This is a genomic window from Ktedonobacter racemifer DSM 44963 (genome assembly GCF_000178855.1).
Lineage (GTDB): Bacteria > Chloroflexota > Ktedonobacteria > Ktedonobacterales > Ktedonobacteraceae > Ktedonobacter > Ktedonobacter racemifer.
In genome coordinates, this window is the sequence record NZ_ADVG01000002.1 from 2,583,507 (window position 1) to 2,600,659 (window position 17,153).

Annotated in this window: 11 protein-coding genes; 8 read left to right on the forward strand and 3 right to left on the reverse strand. The window is 55.9% G+C overall.

All coding sequences use genetic code 11. The features are described from left to right. Positions 1-132 precede the first annotated feature (132 nt). Complete coding sequence (locus KRAC_RS27500) at positions 133-894, reverse strand: TlyA family RNA methyltransferase (protein WP_007912909.1); 762 nt, start codon at positions 892-894, stop codon at positions 133-135. 331 nt (positions 895-1,225) lie between these two features. After that, the gene (locus KRAC_RS27505; RefSeq protein ID WP_007912911.1) at positions 1,226-2,242 is read right to left on the reverse strand and encodes an ROK family protein; all 1,017 of its coding nucleotides are present in this window, start codon (positions 2,240-2,242) and stop codon (positions 1,226-1,228) included. A 280-nt stretch (positions 2,243-2,522) separates the two neighbouring features. Here KRAC_RS27505 and KRAC_RS27510 point away from each other — a divergent pair, with 280 nt between their 5' ends. The 8 genes from KRAC_RS27510 to KRAC_RS27545 all read left to right on the forward strand — a co-directional run bounded on the left by KRAC_RS27510 (position 2,523) and on the right by KRAC_RS27545 (position 16,178). Continuing rightward, positions 2,523-3,707, forward strand: coding sequence for a lysylphosphatidylglycerol synthase transmembrane domain-containing protein (locus KRAC_RS27510; RefSeq protein WP_007912913.1), 1,185 nt, complete (start codon positions 2,523-2,525; stop codon positions 3,705-3,707). A gap of 224 nt (positions 3,708-3,931) precedes the next feature. Then, complete coding sequence (locus KRAC_RS27515; RefSeq protein ID WP_007912915.1) at positions 3,932-7,450, forward strand: DNA polymerase III subunit alpha; 3,519 nt, start codon at positions 3,932-3,934, stop codon at positions 7,448-7,450. Positions 7,451-7,612: 162 nt separating this feature from the next. Then, the gene (locus KRAC_RS27520) at positions 7,613-9,367 is read left to right on the forward strand and encodes a PrsW family intramembrane metalloprotease (RefSeq protein ID WP_007912917.1); all 1,755 of its coding nucleotides are present in this window, start codon (positions 7,613-7,615) and stop codon (positions 9,365-9,367) included. Between the two features lie 521 nt (positions 9,368-9,888). Beyond that, positions 9,889-11,175 carry an MFS transporter gene (locus KRAC_RS27525; protein WP_007912921.1) on the forward strand — a complete coding sequence of 429 codons (1,287 nt, stop codon included), beginning with the start codon at positions 9,889-9,891 and terminating at the stop codon, positions 11,173-11,175. A gap of 710 nt (positions 11,176-11,885) precedes the next feature. Further along, positions 11,886-13,199 (forward strand): aspartate--tRNA(Asn) ligase, encoded by a 1,314-nt coding sequence (gene aspS / locus KRAC_RS27530; RefSeq protein WP_007912924.1) that lies wholly within the window; start codon positions 11,886-11,888, stop codon positions 13,197-13,199. Between the two features lie 368 nt (positions 13,200-13,567). Continuing rightward, positions 13,568-14,797 (forward strand): MFS transporter, encoded by a 1,230-nt coding sequence (locus KRAC_RS27535; protein ID WP_007912926.1) that lies wholly within the window; start codon positions 13,568-13,570, stop codon positions 14,795-14,797. A gap of 267 nt (positions 14,798-15,064) precedes the next feature. Next, positions 15,065-15,601 (forward strand): NUDIX domain-containing protein, encoded by a 537-nt coding sequence (locus tag KRAC_RS62625; protein ID WP_007912927.1) that lies wholly within the window; start codon positions 15,065-15,067, stop codon positions 15,599-15,601. A gap of 28 nt (positions 15,602-15,629) precedes the next feature. Continuing rightward, a complete protein-coding gene (locus KRAC_RS27545) occupies positions 15,630-16,178 on the forward strand; it encodes a GNAT family N-acetyltransferase (RefSeq protein ID WP_007912928.1) in 549 nt (182 codons plus the stop codon). A 182-nt stretch (positions 16,179-16,360) separates the two neighbouring features. Here the strand turns inward: KRAC_RS27545 and KRAC_RS27550 are convergent, their stop codons facing one another. Then, a complete protein-coding gene (locus KRAC_RS27550; RefSeq protein WP_040445099.1) occupies positions 16,361-17,140 on the reverse strand; it encodes a class I SAM-dependent methyltransferase in 780 nt (259 codons plus the stop codon). Positions 17,141-17,153 lie beyond the last annotated feature (13 nt).

Here is a 17,153-nt window from a genome sequence, read left to right on the forward strand (position 1 = left end):
TAGCCAACCAGGCGCGCGGGCGCGTCTCGTATGGCAAGCAAACGACATCCAGGCGATTGGAGGTAAGCTACGAGACGCGGTTGCGCGTCCGTACGCGTATGTACGCGTCTGTACGCGTATATAAAATAGCGCTTACACTTCTGCGCGGAAGCGTATATGAAAGAGGAACTCACGGTTCCCATCGCGTCCCAAAATTGGAGAATCACTCACCTCCAGTACTTGTAGCGCTGTATGCTGGGGAATCCATTCCTGCAATTCACGCAGGACACGTTGGTGAACCTCGGGATCGCTAATAATACCACTGCCTCGGTCCACCTCGGCCTTGCCAGCCTCAAACTGCGGCTTGACGAGCGAGGCGATCCAGGTTTCGGGCGAACGCGCTAAGAGGGGTTCAAGCGCGGGTAGCACGAGGCGTAGCGAGATAAAAGAGACATCAATAACGGCGCACTGCATTGGCTCTGGGAGTGATTCCAGGTGCCGGATATTGGTGCGCTCCATCACGACCACGCGTGGATCGTTGCGCAGAGACCAGGCCAACTGGCCATGCCCAACGTCGACCGCGTAGACAAGCTGTGCTCCATGTTCAAGCAAGCACTGGGTGAAGCCGCCAGTTGACGAGCCAACGTCTATCGCCACGCGACCAGTTGGATCGAGATGAAAGGCGTCCAGGGCCTTCTCCAGCTTCAGTCCGCCACGGCTGACATACTTCATTTCGGGCGTGATCTCTGCGAGACGACACTCTACATCGAGCGGTATCATCGAACCCACCTTGTCAACCATGCGCTCGCCTACAAAGACCTGGCCGGCCATGATCAGTGCACGCGCACGCTCACGGCTTGGTACCAGCCCCCGCCTCACCAGGGCGACATCGAGTCTCTCTTTATTCGCGGCCATAAAAATGCTTGTGCATCCTCCCACACTCCATGTAAACCATGTTCCTGTTTAGTATAATCTATTTTTCTGTATCTTTGCTGTGACTCTTCAGCGCTGAGTGTGATTCACATTTCTGCAACCCTCGCCCCCATTTGGGGTAAACGGAGGCGCAGCGTCACCTATCCCATAAGCACCGCGTTGGTGATACATCACTGACATATTCTGTCCAGACATGTTGCTCTACCAGAGGCAACCGCTACACGGGGCCGCTCCCCAAGCCGGTCCCTACCGAGTTTTGAGCGCCTTTTACCATGTGCTGGCAGAACCATAAATGTGACGTTTATGGGATTAACTACATCTGGTTGTAGTAGATCAGGGCGCCTGCGCCGACGAGGCCGACGTTGGGACCCAGTTCGGCGAGTACGATGCGCGCCATCTCGCGAGGCACCTGCATCGCGCGCTGCTGGACGATGGCACGCGCGGGGGCCAGCAGTTGCGCGCCCATCTGCATCAGCCCACCACCCAGGACAATGAGTTCGGGATTAAAAATATGAATGATGTTGACCAGGCCAACACCCAGCGCCTCTGAAGCCTCGCCCAGGATCTGCTGAGCCAGGGGCACACCAGCAGTGGCGGCCTGCGCGACCAGGCGCGCGTCTACACGTAGCTCTTCGTCCACGTGCAGACCAGGCTGTTGCTGGCGTGCGAATCTCAGGAGTTCTTCACCCTCGCCACGGGCGATAGCAGCCAGGACACGGCGCGCGATGCCCGTTCCCGAGGCCAGGCCCTCCAGGCAGCCAACATTCCCACATCCGCATGGCTCACCACGCCAGTCAACGGTAATATGCCCCAGTTCACCCGCGGCTCCCGCGATCCCCTCCAGAATCTTGCCATTGGTTATCACGCCGCCACCGATGCCAGTACTAATGGTCAGATAGACCATTTCATTGCTGCCACGGCCTGCGCCAAAGAGATGCTCGCCCAGGCCAGCCGCGTTCGCGTCGTTCTCCAGGTAAATAGGTAGCTGGTAGTGCTCGGCAAAGATGTCCCGCAGGGGGATATCGGTCCAGCCCGGCAGATTGGGGGGTGAGATCACGACACCAGTGCGGTTATTAAGTGGCCCCGGCGCGGCAATGCCAATGCCCGCTATTTGGGCAGGCGTGAGCCGAGCATCAGCTAAGGCCTGGTCTACCGCCTGGAAGAGGCGTGGGATTACACGTTCGGGGGTACCATTGTCACCGGTAAGCAGATTCGCGCGCGAGAGCAGGGTCGCCCCCTGCAATACCGCCGCCCGAATCTGCGTCCCTCCAAGGTCAACGCCTACCACCAGGGGATAGGAAGCGTACATTGTCTGGTTGTCACCAATCATATCAGCTCCAGAAGGTCTGCTTTTTTGTTAGATGATACTCCATTTCGCTTAGAGCGACAAGATTGATGGAGATTTACTTTGGTACATTTATCTACTCTGAGTTACTATAATGTGTTCATGCCGTTTCTTTTCTTGAAAGCGGCAAATACCAGGGAGAAATGTTTATTCATAACGATATGACAAATAACCGTTTTTAGTCACAGCTTCCGCGTCTGGCCTCTAGCAGCGGGGAGAGCCGTGTAACATTGAAGGATGTGCTTTGTGGATGGGAGGGTAAGAGATGACGACGCTACCAGACCCAGGCCCCGATATGCCTTTTCGGCCTTTTCGCAGTCTGCGCGACTTTGGCGCCTTTCAACACGTCCCCCAGACAATCACACAGGTGACAGTATCGGGCGCCCCCGAACCCCGTCAACCCATGGCGTATGCCACGCATCGCCCCCAGGTCAGGCAATCTCAGGTAGCGAGTACCCAGACAGACACAAGCAAAGTGACAACCGATACAGAACAGCTACAGCATGAGCAACGGAAGCGCTGGCTGATGATCGGCCTGCGTGGGAGTGTGAGCCTGGTGCTGTTTGGCTACCTGCTCATTATGGTTCCCTGGACATCTCTGTTCACAGCATTGCATGCGCTAAATCTCGGTCTCCTGGGCATCGCTTTCCTCCTGGGTGGCATGAGTAGCGTGGCCTACGCCTTTCAATGGCATCGCCTGTTGCGCGCCGAACATATTCGCTTTGACCTGGCGGACCTTATCAAGCTTCACCTGGTCAGCCTGACGTTCTACCATTTTCTCCCGACTAGCCTGGATGGGGATACGCTTAAGGCTACCTATGTTGGCAAATGCGCCGATAACCCTACCGGGGTGGCGAGCGCGACGGTGCTTTGTCATGTCACCAGTTTTCTTGGCATGCTTGTGATAGCAGTACCCGTGCTGGTGTTACGCCCTGAGCGTTTTCCCTTCGCTATAAGCATGTGGTTTGTCCTGCTTGCGCTTGGCATTGGTGCGCTCTTCAGTGGCGCGCTTCTCGTCTCCCTGATACTGCCGGAGATCATCTTTGGCAAATGGCTGGAGTATCGCCCGGTGCGCGCCCTGCTGCTCCTGGGCAATGCCCTCAGTATCAACCTCAATCGACCACGCGCCCTGCTCTTCGCCATTAGTTATGGCCTGCTCTCCTGGCTCTGCGCCATCTTTAGCTGTCAGACCTGCGCCCTGGCTCTGGACATACATATACCGCTTGCTTTCTACTGCGTGGCTGTGCCCCTGGTCACCCTGGTTTCAATCCTGCCTATCTCGCTCTGCGGCTTTGGTCTGCGTGAAGTCATTCTTATCGCTGTCTTTAGCGCCGCGCCCATCCCAGCGGGAAGCGCGCTTGCCCTGGCGCTGCTCCTGGATGCCCAACTCCTCTTCTTTAGCACGCTTGGAGGCTATCACTACTTCACCCTGGGACGCCATAGTGTTTAAATAGTTGTGGGTGTGCTGTGTGCTGGCAGCCTGCAGGCTGCCAGCACACAGCACACCCACAACTATGTTATGCATAGACACCTGGTCGCATATATCGTACACTGGTACAATCTTACAGGCTCTTGACTGGCGGAACAAATGTTCGTATTCTATAAAGTAAATATATTGACGGTATAATATTTTCCCGTCACAGGCACATATGAATCGCACATGGAGGAGGCGCCATGGGGGCAGATTTCGCACACTTGCACGTGCATACCGAGTATTCTTTGCTCGATGGCTTGAGCCATATCAAAAAGCTGGTACAGCAGACAAAAGAGCTAGGTATGCAGCACCTGGCGATCACCGATCATGGAGCGATGTACGGGGCGCTTGAGTTCTACAAGGCCTGTCGCGCGGGTGGCGTCCATCCAATTATTGGCTGCGAGGCCTATCTCACGGAAGATATGCAGGACCACTCTAAGCGCTTTAGCGATGACTATTACCACCTCCTCCTGATCGCGAAGAACAATACCGGGTATCGCAACCTGATGAAGCTGACGACGATTGCGAATACCGAAGGCTATCATCTGCGCCCCCGCATCGATAAAAAGGTCCTGGCACAATATGCCGAGGGGCTGATCGTCACCTCGGGCTGCCTCTCAGCCGAAATTCCCAAGCTGCTCCTGGCGGGTAAACAGCAGGAGGCGCAGCAGGCTGCACGCTGGTACCAGGATGTCTTTGGACCCGAGAACCTCTATCTTGAGATTCAGGAACACCATGGCGTCTGGGATAACGATACTCCCTCTCCCCAGGCGCGCCTCAACCAGATGCTCTACCAGATGCACAAGGACCTCCACATCCCTTTGATCGCCACCAATGATCTGCATTATATTCGTGCCGAAGACGCTCAGTCCCATGACGTGCTCCTCTGTATCCAGACAGGCAGGCAGATCGATGCCCAGAAACGCTTCAAATTTGATAGTCGCGAGTACTATCTCAAGAGTCCAGCGGAGATGCTCCAGCTCTTCCCCGAACTTCCAGACGCTTTGAGTAATACGGTCCGCCTGGCCGAGCAATGCGAGGTCGATCCCCTGGCTCATAAAGCCAGCCTTCCCCAGGTGCAGATCCCACCGCAGTATGCCTCCGCCAATGACTATCTCTACGCCCTCTGCCTCGAAGGCGTGAAGTATCGCTTTGGCGAGCTAACGGAGCCTATCAAGCGCCAGCTCGACTACGAGTTCAGCATTATCATGCAGATGGGCTATGCGACCTATTTCCTGGTGGTCTGGGACTATGTTAACTATGCTCGCTCGCATGGCATTCGCTGTTCCGCGCGTGGCTCGGCGGCTGGTAGCCTGCTAGCGTATGTGCTGGGCATCACTAACGTCGATCCCCTGCGTTACCAACTGCTCTTTGAGCGCTTCCTCAACCCCGAGCGCGCGGATATGCCAGATATCGACATGGACTTCCCGGATGATCGCCGTGAAGAAGTTATCAACTACGTCGCGCAGAAGTATGGAGTGGACCACGTGGCGCAGATGGTCACCTTTAACACCATGGCGGCTAAGCAGTCAGTCAAAGACGTTGCGCGCGCCATGGGACGGCAGGACGTTGGCGACCGCATTACGCGCCTCATCCCTACTGGCCCCCGCATCACCCTGCGCGGCTCGCTGGAGAGCGTGCGTGACCTGACCTCTACCTATGAACAGAACCCGGAGGCGCGCGAGATCATCGACCAGGCGCTGGAGCTGGAAGGTGCCGTGCGCAATACCGGCATCCACGCCGCGGGTGTCATCATCTCCTCGGAGCCGCTGGAGCTATTTGCTCCCCTGCAACTGCGTGACTTCCGCGATGCCAGCAAGGGCTTTATTACCCAGTTTGAGCAGTCGCATCTTGAGGAGCTGGGGCTGGTCAAGTTCGACTTCCTGGGCCTCTCTAACCTGACCATCGTCGATAACACGCTCAAGTTTATCAAAGAGGCACGCGGCGAAGAGATCGACATGGAGAAGCTGCCCCTTGATCTCACGGGCGACCCAAAACAGGATCGTAAGCGCGCTAAGGCCTTTGAGCTGCTGTCCGCAGGCGAGACAACCGGCATCTTTCAGCTTGAGGGCGCGAAGATGCGCGAGTATATCAAACAGCTCAAGCCCACCAGTGTCGAAGATATTATGGCCATGATCGCCCTCTACCGGCCCGGTCCTATGGAAAGCATTCCGTACTTCATTGATGCCAAGCATGGACGTCGAGCCGTGCAGTATCTTGATGAGCGGCTCAAAACCTGGCTGGAGGAATCGTACGGCATTATCGTTTACCAGGACCAGGTGCTCCTCATCGCCGTCAACCTGGCTGGCTTCTCCTGGGGCAAGGTCAACAAGTTCCGCAAGGCCTTGAGCAAGAAGATCATGCACGAGGTCGAGGGCTATAAGGGCGACTTTATTCAGGGCTGTATCCATAATGGCATGTCGCCTAAGATCGCCGAGGAGCTATTTGAGCAGATCAAACCCTTTGGCGGCTATGGCTTTAACAAGGCTCATGCCGCCAGCTATGCCGTTGTAGCCTTCTCTACGGCCTACCTCAAGGCCAACTATACCGCCGAGTTTATGGCCGCCACGATGACGACCGAGGCCGCGGACGCCAGGAAGATCGCCAACGCCATTGCCGAATGCAAGCGCATGGGAGTCAAAATCCTGGGTCCAGATGTAAACAAGAGCAGCAAGGGCTTTACCGTTGAAGAGGGCGGTGTGCGCTTTGGCCTGCTGGCGATCAAGGGCATTGGCGACGCCCCGATTGACGCCATCATTGAAGCCCGCCAGGCCAAAGGACCCTTTAAATCCCTGGCGGACTTCTGTACCCGCGTCAATCCTCAATCGGTCGGCAAGGGTGCCCTCGAAACGCTCGCCAAGGCTGGGGCATTGGATTCACTTGGGCGAGGCCAGCGCCACATCCTGCTGGCCTCGCTGGAGCGCGCCATGCAGTATGGTAAGGGCGAGCGCGAGGCCCAGGAGCATGGCCTGCTCAGCCTCTTTGGCGATATTGAAGAGCATGGAGGCGACCTGGCCTTTAGCCTGGCTACCAATGTTGAGGAAATTCCCATGCAGCAGTTGCTGGATTGGGAGCGCGAGCTGATCGGCGTCTACATTACGCAACACCCCCTGACGCACCTGAGTGACATTCTGGCGAGCAAAGGCGTCACACATCACCTGGGACAGATCACAGATGAACTCAATGGCCAGAAAGTCATTGTTGGAGGCATGATCAAAGAGGCTCGACGCATTACCACCAAAAAGGGCGACGATATGTGCGTCATCCAGCTAGAAGATATGTATGGCACAGTCGGCGTGACCGTCTTCCCGCGCCTCTACGCCCAGACCAGGGAGCGCTGGGTAGAGCATAGCATCGTGATCATTAAAGGGGGAGTTCAGGTACGACGCGACGAACCCGAAATCATCTGCGACGCCGTCGCGGTCCTGGAAGTTGAAGAGGTGGAGACTCCACGCAAGCCCTACCAGGTCTGGCTCACGATCCAGATCAGCGGCAACGACCAGCACGCCATTGAAAACGACATGCTCAAGGTGCAGGATATCTATCGCTTCATTCAGGAGCGTCCAGGGCGCGACCATTATGAGATTCTGGTTAGTAATGGAGAGTGGCAGGTACGCCTGACGCCCGGCGACAACACCATGCACTACAGCGAAGAACTGCACCATAAGCTTGAAGATGTTCTGGGAGAGGGCGCAGTCGAAGCTACGCTTGCCGGTTGATTCCCGCAACAGAAAAAAGTGGACATAGAAGCCTCTTCTTTGACAGTCGAGATCCCCAGCCGTTATACTTAGTAGCAACCGTTAACCCTAGCCATTCGTACTAAATATTAATCGCTAAAAATATACATATCTAAATAGTTCAAAAGAGAAGGCTTGAATATCGTGGGCGCAGAATATCGCGAGTCACCAACTGACTCAAGGCCAGTCTCTGGCCCTACTTCTAGCAATATGCCGCCGTATGAGCCACGCCAACCAGGCTCACAGCCCGCGGCTAATCCTGAGCAACACCCCTTTAACAAAAATCAGGTGGTGGAGACACCTCGTCCCGCGGTCCAGGTCTCTTCTCATCACTATAACGACTATCCAGGTGATGGCTACCAGGAGCCGGTGTACCGGGAGCATGTTTCAGGCTATCTAGGGGCGCCATACCGGCCTCCCTTCCCTCCTGCGCAGGCTGGACAACCCAATGGACAGGTGCATCAGCCATACCAGCCTCAGGCGGCTCATAATGGAACCTATGGGGCACAGCAACCCTATGCCCCTCATGCATCTTATAATCCGTACACTCACGCTACTTACGCGCAACCCCATTACTACTATGGGCAGGCGCCATATGGCTATCCCTACCCCTATGGCTATCCCTACGGTTACTATGCGCAGCCCGAGGTCAAGGAGCCAGGACGCACCTACCAGCTCACCATAAGCATCATTACGCTGATTGCATCGGTCCTCGCCTTTCTGGGGGGACTCTTCTGCGTGCTCATACTGGTACTTACCTCGACATTAGAGACGGCGACCTCCACCCTGCCCGCTGATCAGCGCTTCGCATCGCTCAGCCTGTTCACGGCCCTGGCCTTCGCGGGCATCATCGGCGGCGCGGCCTGCGGCTATCACAGCATTATGGCCCTGCTGCGCAAACAGTCATGGGCCTTTAAGCTACCACAGTTCTGGATCTTCCTGGCTCTCTACGCGGTCTTGATCGGCATCGCGGTCGTGATGTCTATTGCCGGCGTCTCGACCGCCAGTATCCCCCTGACGCTCTTCTTGATCGCCCTGGCGGGTATCTTTCCCGCGTTTACCGTGGTATCCCTGGCCATTCGCCACATTCACAAACCGAAGACGGCTCCCTGGCCCACGACCTGGAGACGCTTTATCGTTGCCATGGTCAGCGGCGCCACCATCTCAATCGTGCTAGCCTCGGTACTGGAGCTACTACTCGAAGTGATAGTCAGGCTCGTCCTGGGAACCTCCAGTAGTATTCTAAACAATACTAATCAGCTTCCCAGTGATCCTCGCAGTATCATCGCCCTGCTGGTCACCCTGTCTGTAATCGCCCCCTTGATTGAAGAGGGAGTCAAGCCCCTGGCCGCGATCACAATGATCGGACGCATGCGTAGCGCCGCCGAGGCCTTTGTTATGGGCATGGGCTGCGGTATCGGCTTCGGCCTGGTGGAGACCGTGATGTATATCAGCACAGGCTACCAGGACTGGCTCCAGGTCGCGCTCCTGCGCAGTAGCGCCTGCCTGCTGCATGGCTTTGGCGCAGGCATGGTCTCGCTAGGCTGGTACTATCTCACGCATAAAAACTCCACGAAGAAATACAATCGCATCCTGCTAGGCATCGGGTGTGGCGCATACGCCGTGCTCCAGCACGCGATCTGGAACGGCTCAACCGGGCTGGAGCTGCTGCCCTTCTTCCCCAGGGACAATTTCCAGCTTGGCACCTTCTCACTCAGCCCTGAGTGGGCGATTGTACCCGTCTATGTTGTGCTCTCCGCGCTGATGATCGCCTTCCTCCTCTTTGTCACCAGGAGGTTGCGCACACAAAACAGCGAGGGCACACCCAAAGAGGCACAGCCCCAACAGCAACCACAACAGGCATGGAATGCCGCGCCACAACCAGCCCGCGTTGGCTAGAGTAAGAATGATGATATGGTGTTTGGGCGAATGCCCAAACACCATATCATCATTCTTACTCTATTTCGCTTGCTTTTTCAAGATCGCCATGATATAGTTGGGCTATACATACATCTTCTTCACATAAGAAAAGGAGTCATACATGTCAGCCACCACATTCTCTCTCTTCGGCGCCGTAGCCTCACATGGCCGCGTAAGCGATGAGCATGAGTGTTGTGGGTATGCATGTATGGCAACAAACTCCACACTCACCACCAGGTAAACGCTCCCCGCGAGTCATTCCTGCTCTATTACTCATCCCTACGTGCAAGCTAGCTTGAATAGCCAGAGTGCTACGCTCATGGTCTTTTTATGCCCATTTATAAAAGGCACCCATGAGGATGGCGCCCGGCTGTTTTTTGTCTGCTTCTTTGCACTAGCTCCTCATGCAGAAACTAACACCACTCTCGTGGCTAGCGCTTCCCCCATTCGGGGACAAGCGCGCTCAAGTTTCTGAGAGGCATTAAGGAGAAATAGAGCATATGTATTCAATGAGCCGGAAGCTCAATGCTTATACTGTATACCTGCTTATGGTCGGGATCGATTCCCTGGCCCGTAGTATTATGTTTACCCTTAACCTCATTTACCAGGCCGAGGTCGTCCATCTCAATCCCTTACAGCTCGTTCTGGTTGGGACCACGCTGGAAACCGCCTGCTTTCTGGCCCAGATTCCTACCGGCGTCATCGCCGATGTGTATAGCCGTCGCCTCTCGGTCGTCATTGGCTATATCCTGACGGGAGTGGGCTTCCTGCTTGAGGGCCTGGTACCCACCTTCGCGGCTGTCCTGCTGGGAAATATCCTCTGGGGGATTGGCGCAACCTGCATCGATGGCGCCCAGGAGGCCTGGGTTGTCGACGAGGTCGGCGAGGAACATGCCGGCCGCATCTTTACCCGTGGCTCGCAGATAGGCCAGATTATGGGTCTGATTGGCATTCCTATCAGCGTCGCCCTGGGTAGCCTGCGCCTCAACGTCCCCGTCGTTACAGGCGCCCTGCTAATCACGCTCCTGGGACTGGTTCTCCCCTTCATCATGCGCGAGGATGGCTTTACGCCGACGCCCCGCGAGGAGCGCAACTCCTGGCAATCCATGGGACGCCAGCTCACAGACGCCCGGCACATGGTCAGCCTCAAGCCCATGCTGGTCAGCATCTTTGGCGCAACCCTCTTCATGGGCCTCTCCAGTGAGGGCTTTGATCGCCTGAACCAGGTACACTTTCTACAGGACTTCACCTTTCCGATCCTGTGGGGCCTGACACCCGTCATCTGGTTCGGCATCATCAGCGCGGTCAGCTCACTCCTGGGCATCGCCACAACTGAGCTGGTCAATCGCCGCCTGAACCTGAATCATGCGCCTTCCCTGTTACGCGCTCTAACTATCATCAATGCACTACTGCTCATAAGCATGCTTAGTTTCGCCCTGGCTGGCAACTTCTACCTGGCCCTCATCGCAGTATGGGGCGTCGGCGTCATGCGTACCGCGAGCCGCCCGCTCTATAACACCTGGGTCACGCAGAACAGCGACTCACGGGTACGCGCCACCATCTTTTCAGCCACAGGCATGATCGATGCCATTGGGCAAATCGGCGGTGGCCCAGCAGTAGGCTACATCGGCGAGCGCGTCTCTATCCGCGCCGCCCTGACAGCCGCAAGCCTGCTCTTGAGTCCCATCCTCTTCTTCTTCCTGCGCAGCTTCCGCCTGCTCCAACGCAACGAAGATTCTTCTATGAAGAGTAGCAGCGTCGACACCATAGTAGAATTGGAGAGATAAATTCCCTTTACATGGTAAGAAGTATGGGCGTAGATTGTGCGCATACGCGCACAATCTACGCCCATACTTCTTACCATATGAGCACCGCAGGCACGAAAAGTCAAAAAGCTTGACAGAGCCATCAAAGCCATGTTATGCTATATAGAACAAACATTAATCGTATACAGGCGATGAATGGGATATATTAAGTAGCAACCCCAACACACAGAGAGCGATGCCATGGCTGCAAGCATCACAGTTGGTCCTACTTAATGACACCCCTGAGCCAGGCAGTGAACCGCCAGTAAGAAAAGATAAGTCAGGCGCAGTAGCTGTTCCTTCGGGATCGCGCCCGTTAACGCGCGACGGTTTGACTCTTGCTAACCAGCAGAGAGAAAACCGGCTGAGGCCCCTTGAGAGGTCTGCCTTGTAAAGGCTACAGACTGCTCGGGGCAAATGGTGGTGGTACCACGACAGGCAAAAAGCAATTTCTGCCCTCGTCCTCCAAAGGATGAGGGCTTTTTGTATTGTCCATCAAACCACCAGCATTCGCTTGAGCAGAGAAAGGATGCCTATGGAGAGTGACAACGGTAACGACGACGATAACGACAACAATCTGAATCTTTGGGGAAGCACCTGACGACTGGACGTCTGCATGACTTCAGGTATGCTTTCCTGTGCAAAAATCACTAGAAAATCAGTGGAAATCTCATTGAGAAGGAGCATACACCATGCAGAAGACAAGAACATTAACTACGGAAATCCACAAACATGTCGGTGAGCGCGTACGCGTGCAGGGCTGGTTGCAGTCCTGGCGCCAACTTGGCAGCATTCACTTCCTCGTTATTCGCGACGGCTGGGGCCAGATTCAGGCGGTGGCCGAGAGCGAGGCGGAGATCGCTCCCCTGATCGAGGCAGAGGCGGGAGTCGAGAGCCTGGTCGCGATTGAAGGGCTGGTCGAGAGCGTTCCCCAGGCTCCTGGCGGCATTGAGCTCCACAACCTGGCGATTGAGCTTATTGAGCCGATTCGCGAGACGCCTCCCTTCCCCATCAACAAACGCAAGATCAACGCTCAGCTCAGCACGCTGCTCGATCACGCCGTGATCACACATCGGCATCCTACCCGGCGAGCGGTGCTGCGCCTTTCGTCCGTTCTGTCACAGGCCTTTCGCGAGAGCGTGCTCACCCGTGGCTTTACCGAGATCCATACGCCCAAGATCCTTGGCACGACCACGGAGGGTGGCGCCAACGTCTTCAAACTCGATTACTTTGGGCGGCCCGCGTACCTGGCCCAGAGTCCACAGCTCTACAAGCAGATCATGGTTGGCGTCTTCGAGCGTGTCTTTGAGGTTGGTCCCGTCTTCCGTGCCGAGGAGCATGACTCAACGCGCCACCTGAACGAATATGTCAGCCTGGACGTAGAGATGGGCTTTATCGAGAACCACTTTACGATTATGGCGCTCCTACGCGACATCCTGGCGGACATTATTGGCGCCTTTCAGGAGCACTGCGCACCCGAACTGGAACTGCTCAAGGCCAACCTGCCTGTTGTGCCTGCCGAGATCCCACATATCCACTTTCAAGACGCCCAGGAGCTTATCCTGAAACTGCACAAGGTCGACGTACGGGGCGAGCCAGACCTCTCGCCCCAGGACGAGCGCTGGCTGGGAGAGTGGGCGATGAAGGAGTTTGGTAGCGACTTCCTGTATGTGGCGGGCTATCCCACGAAGAAGCGCCCCTTCTATACCCATACAGACCCGGAGCGACCCGAATACACTAACTCATTCGACCTGCTCTTCCGTGGCCTGGAACTTGTGACCGGTGGCCAGCGCCTGCATCGCTACGCGGACTACCTGGAGGCGCTCCAGAGCCGCAACATGTCCATGGAGCCATTTGAGCACTACCTGGAGGCCTTCCGCTATGGCATGCCACCACATGGAGGGTTCGCCATTGGCTCCGAACGCCTGCTCATGCAATTGCTCGGCGCACCCAACGTACGCCTGACGACGACCTTCCCCCGCGACATGCACCGCCTCGTGCCTTAAGAACAGGGATAGGGGATGGTGGCGTGGGTTGCAACAACCCACGCCACCATCCCCTATCCCTATCCAGAGGTAATCTTGACATTTTCCTTGCCTGTCAGTATAGTTGGCGACAACAATGTGTAGGAAAGCTAGAGAGGAAAGGGAGAGCGCATGCGCTTATACTCCGTGAACAACATCAATGTATTGATGTTTATCGCTCAAACTTCCATCTCATGTCCTTTCCCCTCACACATTACCACTCCAGTCACGACCAGGCCAGATTGATCTAGACAGCACTTCATTCTTATCCACATATTCTAACTTCTACAAGTGCATCACACGCTAACCTTCTATATTCGTGTGGTTTCTCCATAGAATGGACTTGCTGTATGTTTACGCGTTTCTCAGGTCTCTGGCATCACCGTGACTTCCTGAAGCTCTGGTTTGGCGAGAGCGTCTCTCTCTTTGGTAGCCAGGTTTCGATACTCGCACTTCAACTTACTGCCGTACTCATCTTACATGCCAATGCCGCACAAATCGGATTACTGGGTGCTGCGGAGTATGCTCCGTTACTGCTTTTAAGCCTGTTCGTGGGCGTCTGGGTAGATCGTTTACCACGCCGATTTCTGCTACTTGTCTCCGACATAGGGCAGGCAGTCCTTATTGGATCGGTTCCAGTCGCTTTCCTGCTAGGTTTTCTGCGCATTGAGTACCTCTACACGGTCGCGTTTCTGGCTGGTTGCTTCTCTGTCGTCTTTGGCATAGCATATCAATCCTATCTGCCTGAACTGGTAGAGGGGGAAAGCCTGTTAGAAGGGAATAGCAAGCTGGAGGCAAGCCGGGCGGTTGCCGGGATCGCCGGGCCATCAGTAGCGGGCATGATTATCCAGGTACTTTCAGCGCCGCTTGCCCTGTTTGTTGATGCGGCATCATTCCTGGTTTCCGCTATCTGCCTGAAATGGATCAGAGTACCCGCCCCAGCCTCCAGAGCAAGCAAGGCGCAACCTTCCATCTGGAAACAGATCGCCGAAGGCTTGCAAGCTATCCTCAAGCACCCTCTGCTACGCACTATTGCGGCTTATTCTAGTACGCTCAATTTCTGCTGGTCCATCATCTTCACTGTCTATACGCTCTATGCGGTCAATGAACTGCATTTTTCATCCACGCTGTTAGGTATCGTGCTTGGCGTTGGCGGGCTGGGTGGTCTCCTCGGAGCAATAATTGCTGAGCGGCTCGCCCGCTGGTGTGGCCTGGGACCAACTCTCCTTGCTACGGCGCTACTCGCAAGCGCGGGCGCGCTACTGACTTTCATTGCGCATGGTTCCTTGCTAGTAGCATTGCCATTACTCGTAACCGGGCAATTCCTCATGGGAATCTCTACAACTGTTTATAATGTCAATCAGATCAGCTTGCGTCAGGCAATCACGCCTGCGGCTTTGCAAGGTCGCGTCAATGCAACAATCCGCTTTCTGGCTGGTGGTTCAGCGCCACTTGGTTCGTTGGTAGGTGGCCTGTTAGGTACGCTAATTGGAGAGAGAGCCACGCTGCTATTTGGTGCCATTGGCATCAGCCTGGCGTTTGGCTGGCTCTTCTTCTCGCCTATACGCCATCTACGCTAGCTATCAGAACTGTCAAGGAAGCGGAGAGCACATGACGCCTCTTCGCTTCCACTCTTGCAGTTGTGGGAACCAGTGAAATGCTATAATATCCTCACAGGAGCCAAAAAAAGAGCTAAATGATCATCTCACTAAGTAGGTGTAGGGTCCATGCAAGCATGGACTTTCTCGGGTGAGCAGAGTCCATGCTTGCATGGACCCCACAGCATCTAACGTTTCCAGGACTTAGTGATTACACCCCTAAAGCTTAGAAAGTAGGAGCAGTACGCCATGACGGAGCCAGAAGAGACAGCCGACAAGGCGGGGATGCGACCCAAGCGCCCCCTGAGCCTGGGCGCGGGCGCCATCGTGGTTCACGATAGCAAGGTCTTGCTAGTACGCAATCGCTACGGCGTCACCAAAGGGCGTTACCTGCTGCCTTCGGGGCGTGTAAAGACAGGCGAGTTGCCGGACCAGGCAGCTGCGCGCGAGACCTTCGAGGAGACTAACCTGCGCGTTGAGATTGAGGGCCTGCTTGGAGTACGCCTGTGGGTGATGGATGATGGCGAACACAACTACTTCTTTATGTACAAGGCCCATCTTATCTCGCCTCTCAGAGAACTGCTGCCCAATCTGGCGGAGGTCGATGATGCTCGCTTCTTCTCGCGGGAAGAGATGGATGCGCTGGGACCGGACGAGACGTGGTCTGGCGCCATTGCCATCGCCTATAAAGGACTGGATTCAGAAGCCATCACCTGGCCCAACCACGCTCACCTCTCCGATTCATCTGGCGTAGAAAACGCAGAGAGATGGCGTATCTGGCTTTAGAAGTGCATGTGGCAGAAGAGAGGTTACTGTGCGCATACGCTTGCTGACCCTGGGTCCCCAGGAGATCAAATATTGGACAGAACAGATTCTTGATGTCTATCGCCAGGCCTTTGAGGCCCCACCCTACAATACACAGGAAGAGGGAGTGCAGAGCTTTGGGCTGGTCCTACCGCGCCATAGCCTGCGTTCCGGCTTTCGCTTCCACGCGGCCTACGACGAAGAGGCCCAGCGAATTGCAGGCTTTATCTATGGCTATACCAGCCGCCCAGGCCAGTGGTGGCATGATACGATCCGCGAGGCTATGCCTCACGCCATGGCGTGCGAATGGTTCCAGGATACTCTGGAACTGGTGGAGCTAGCGGTGCAGCCAGGCGCGCAGGGCTGTGGCCTTGGAGGCTGGCTCCACGATATCTTACTCCAAAACACGCCTCACCGCACAGCTCTGCTTTCAACCTATGACGGCGAGACCAATGGTATGCAGCTCTATCGCAAACGTGGCTGGCGGCCCCTCCTGCCCCACTTCTACTTTCCCGGCGGCGACAAGCCCATGAGCATTATGGGGCGCCAGCTTCGCTAACCGGCATACGACTTTGCGAGGAAATTGTATCAGGTTGCTCGAACAAATCTCTGTGAAAGACGTTAACCCTCGGTAGGGACGCGCTAAAGCTGGTCCCTACCGAATTTGGAGTGCTCCTTCGCGCAGTGGGCAGCTCTTCAGGCCAAAAAACTTGTACGAACAAAATTTTCCAGCAGAGTTATTTACGCCTTCTCGGCGCGCAAGAGCAGTTTGTCGTCGGTAAACGTCACCGGAGTGCCATCATCCTGGAAGCTGATCTCATAGTGCTCCCTGGCGGCTGACAAGGCCTCGACGAAGGCCTGGTACACACCCTGCCTGGTGGCGTCATCCGCACCAGCGCGCCGCAGCCAGTCGGCAATGGTATGCGTCTTGCGGAAAATCTGAGTTTCGCCGACCCTGAAGCCTGCCTGCTCCAGGAAGCGCCGCCACGCCTTCTCGCTATAGGAGCGCACATGCGTTGGATCGCGCATCTTCTCGACGGTATTAATAAACTGGTCCAACTCCTGCGCTTCTGGGACCAGGCTATCTTCAAGCGCAAAGATGCCACCCGGGCGCAAGACGCGCGCGATCTCACGTACCGCGCACTCGATATCCAGGAAGTGGTGAGGCGCGATACGGCAGGTCACAGCGTCGAACGCCGCGTCTGAGAAGGGAAGATCTTCGACGTCGGCCACCTGGGTAGAGATATTCGTCACGCCACGCGCCTGGCATAGCTCCTGGACGCGCTCCAGCATCTCGGGTGTGAGGTCGGAGGCCACGACTTCCTGCACATATGGCGCTACCGCCAGCGCCGTGTGACCGCCACCCGTCGCGACATCCAGCACGCGCATGCCTGTCTGGGGCGCAAGCAGGTCTAGCAGGAGCTGTAAGTCATGTCCCTTAGCGTGGGTCGCGCTCTCGACATAGGCATGAGACATACGCCCGAACTGGCGCTTTATATCGTCCTTTGAAGGTTGAGACATCGAAGCCATAAAG

What these genes read in the sequence shown, in the direction of transcription:
- KRAC_RS27525 (WP_007912921.1), top strand. Translation starts at nt 9,889, where the DNA reads ATGTATTCAATGAGCCGGAAGCTCAATGCTTATACTGTATACCTGCTT.
- KRAC_RS27535 (WP_007912926.1), top strand. Translation starts at nt 13,568, where the DNA reads ATGTTTACGCGTTTCTCAGGTCTCTGGCATCACCGTGACTTCCTGAAG.
- KRAC_RS27550 (WP_040445099.1), bottom strand. Translation starts at nt 17,140, where the DNA reads ATGTCTCAACCTTCAAAGGACGATATAAAGCGCCAGTTCGGGCGTATG.
- KRAC_RS62625 (WP_007912927.1), top strand. Translation starts at nt 15,065, where the DNA reads ATGACGGAGCCAGAAGAGACAGCCGACAAGGCGGGGATGCGACCCAAG.
- aspS (WP_007912924.1), top strand. Translation starts at nt 11,886, where the DNA reads ATGCAGAAGACAAGAACATTAACTACGGAAATCCACAAACATGTCGGT.
- KRAC_RS27505 (WP_007912911.1), bottom strand. Translation starts at nt 2,242, where the DNA reads ATGATTGGTGACAACCAGACAATGTACGCTTCCTATCCCCTGGTGGTA.
- KRAC_RS27500 (WP_007912909.1), bottom strand. Translation starts at nt 894, where the DNA reads ATGGCCGCGAATAAAGAGAGACTCGATGTCGCCCTGGTGAGGCGGGGG.
- KRAC_RS27515 (WP_007912915.1), top strand. Translation starts at nt 3,932, where the DNA reads ATGGGGGCAGATTTCGCACACTTGCACGTGCATACCGAGTATTCTTTG.
- KRAC_RS27510 (WP_007912913.1), top strand. Translation starts at nt 2,523, where the DNA reads ATGACGACGCTACCAGACCCAGGCCCCGATATGCCTTTTCGGCCTTTT.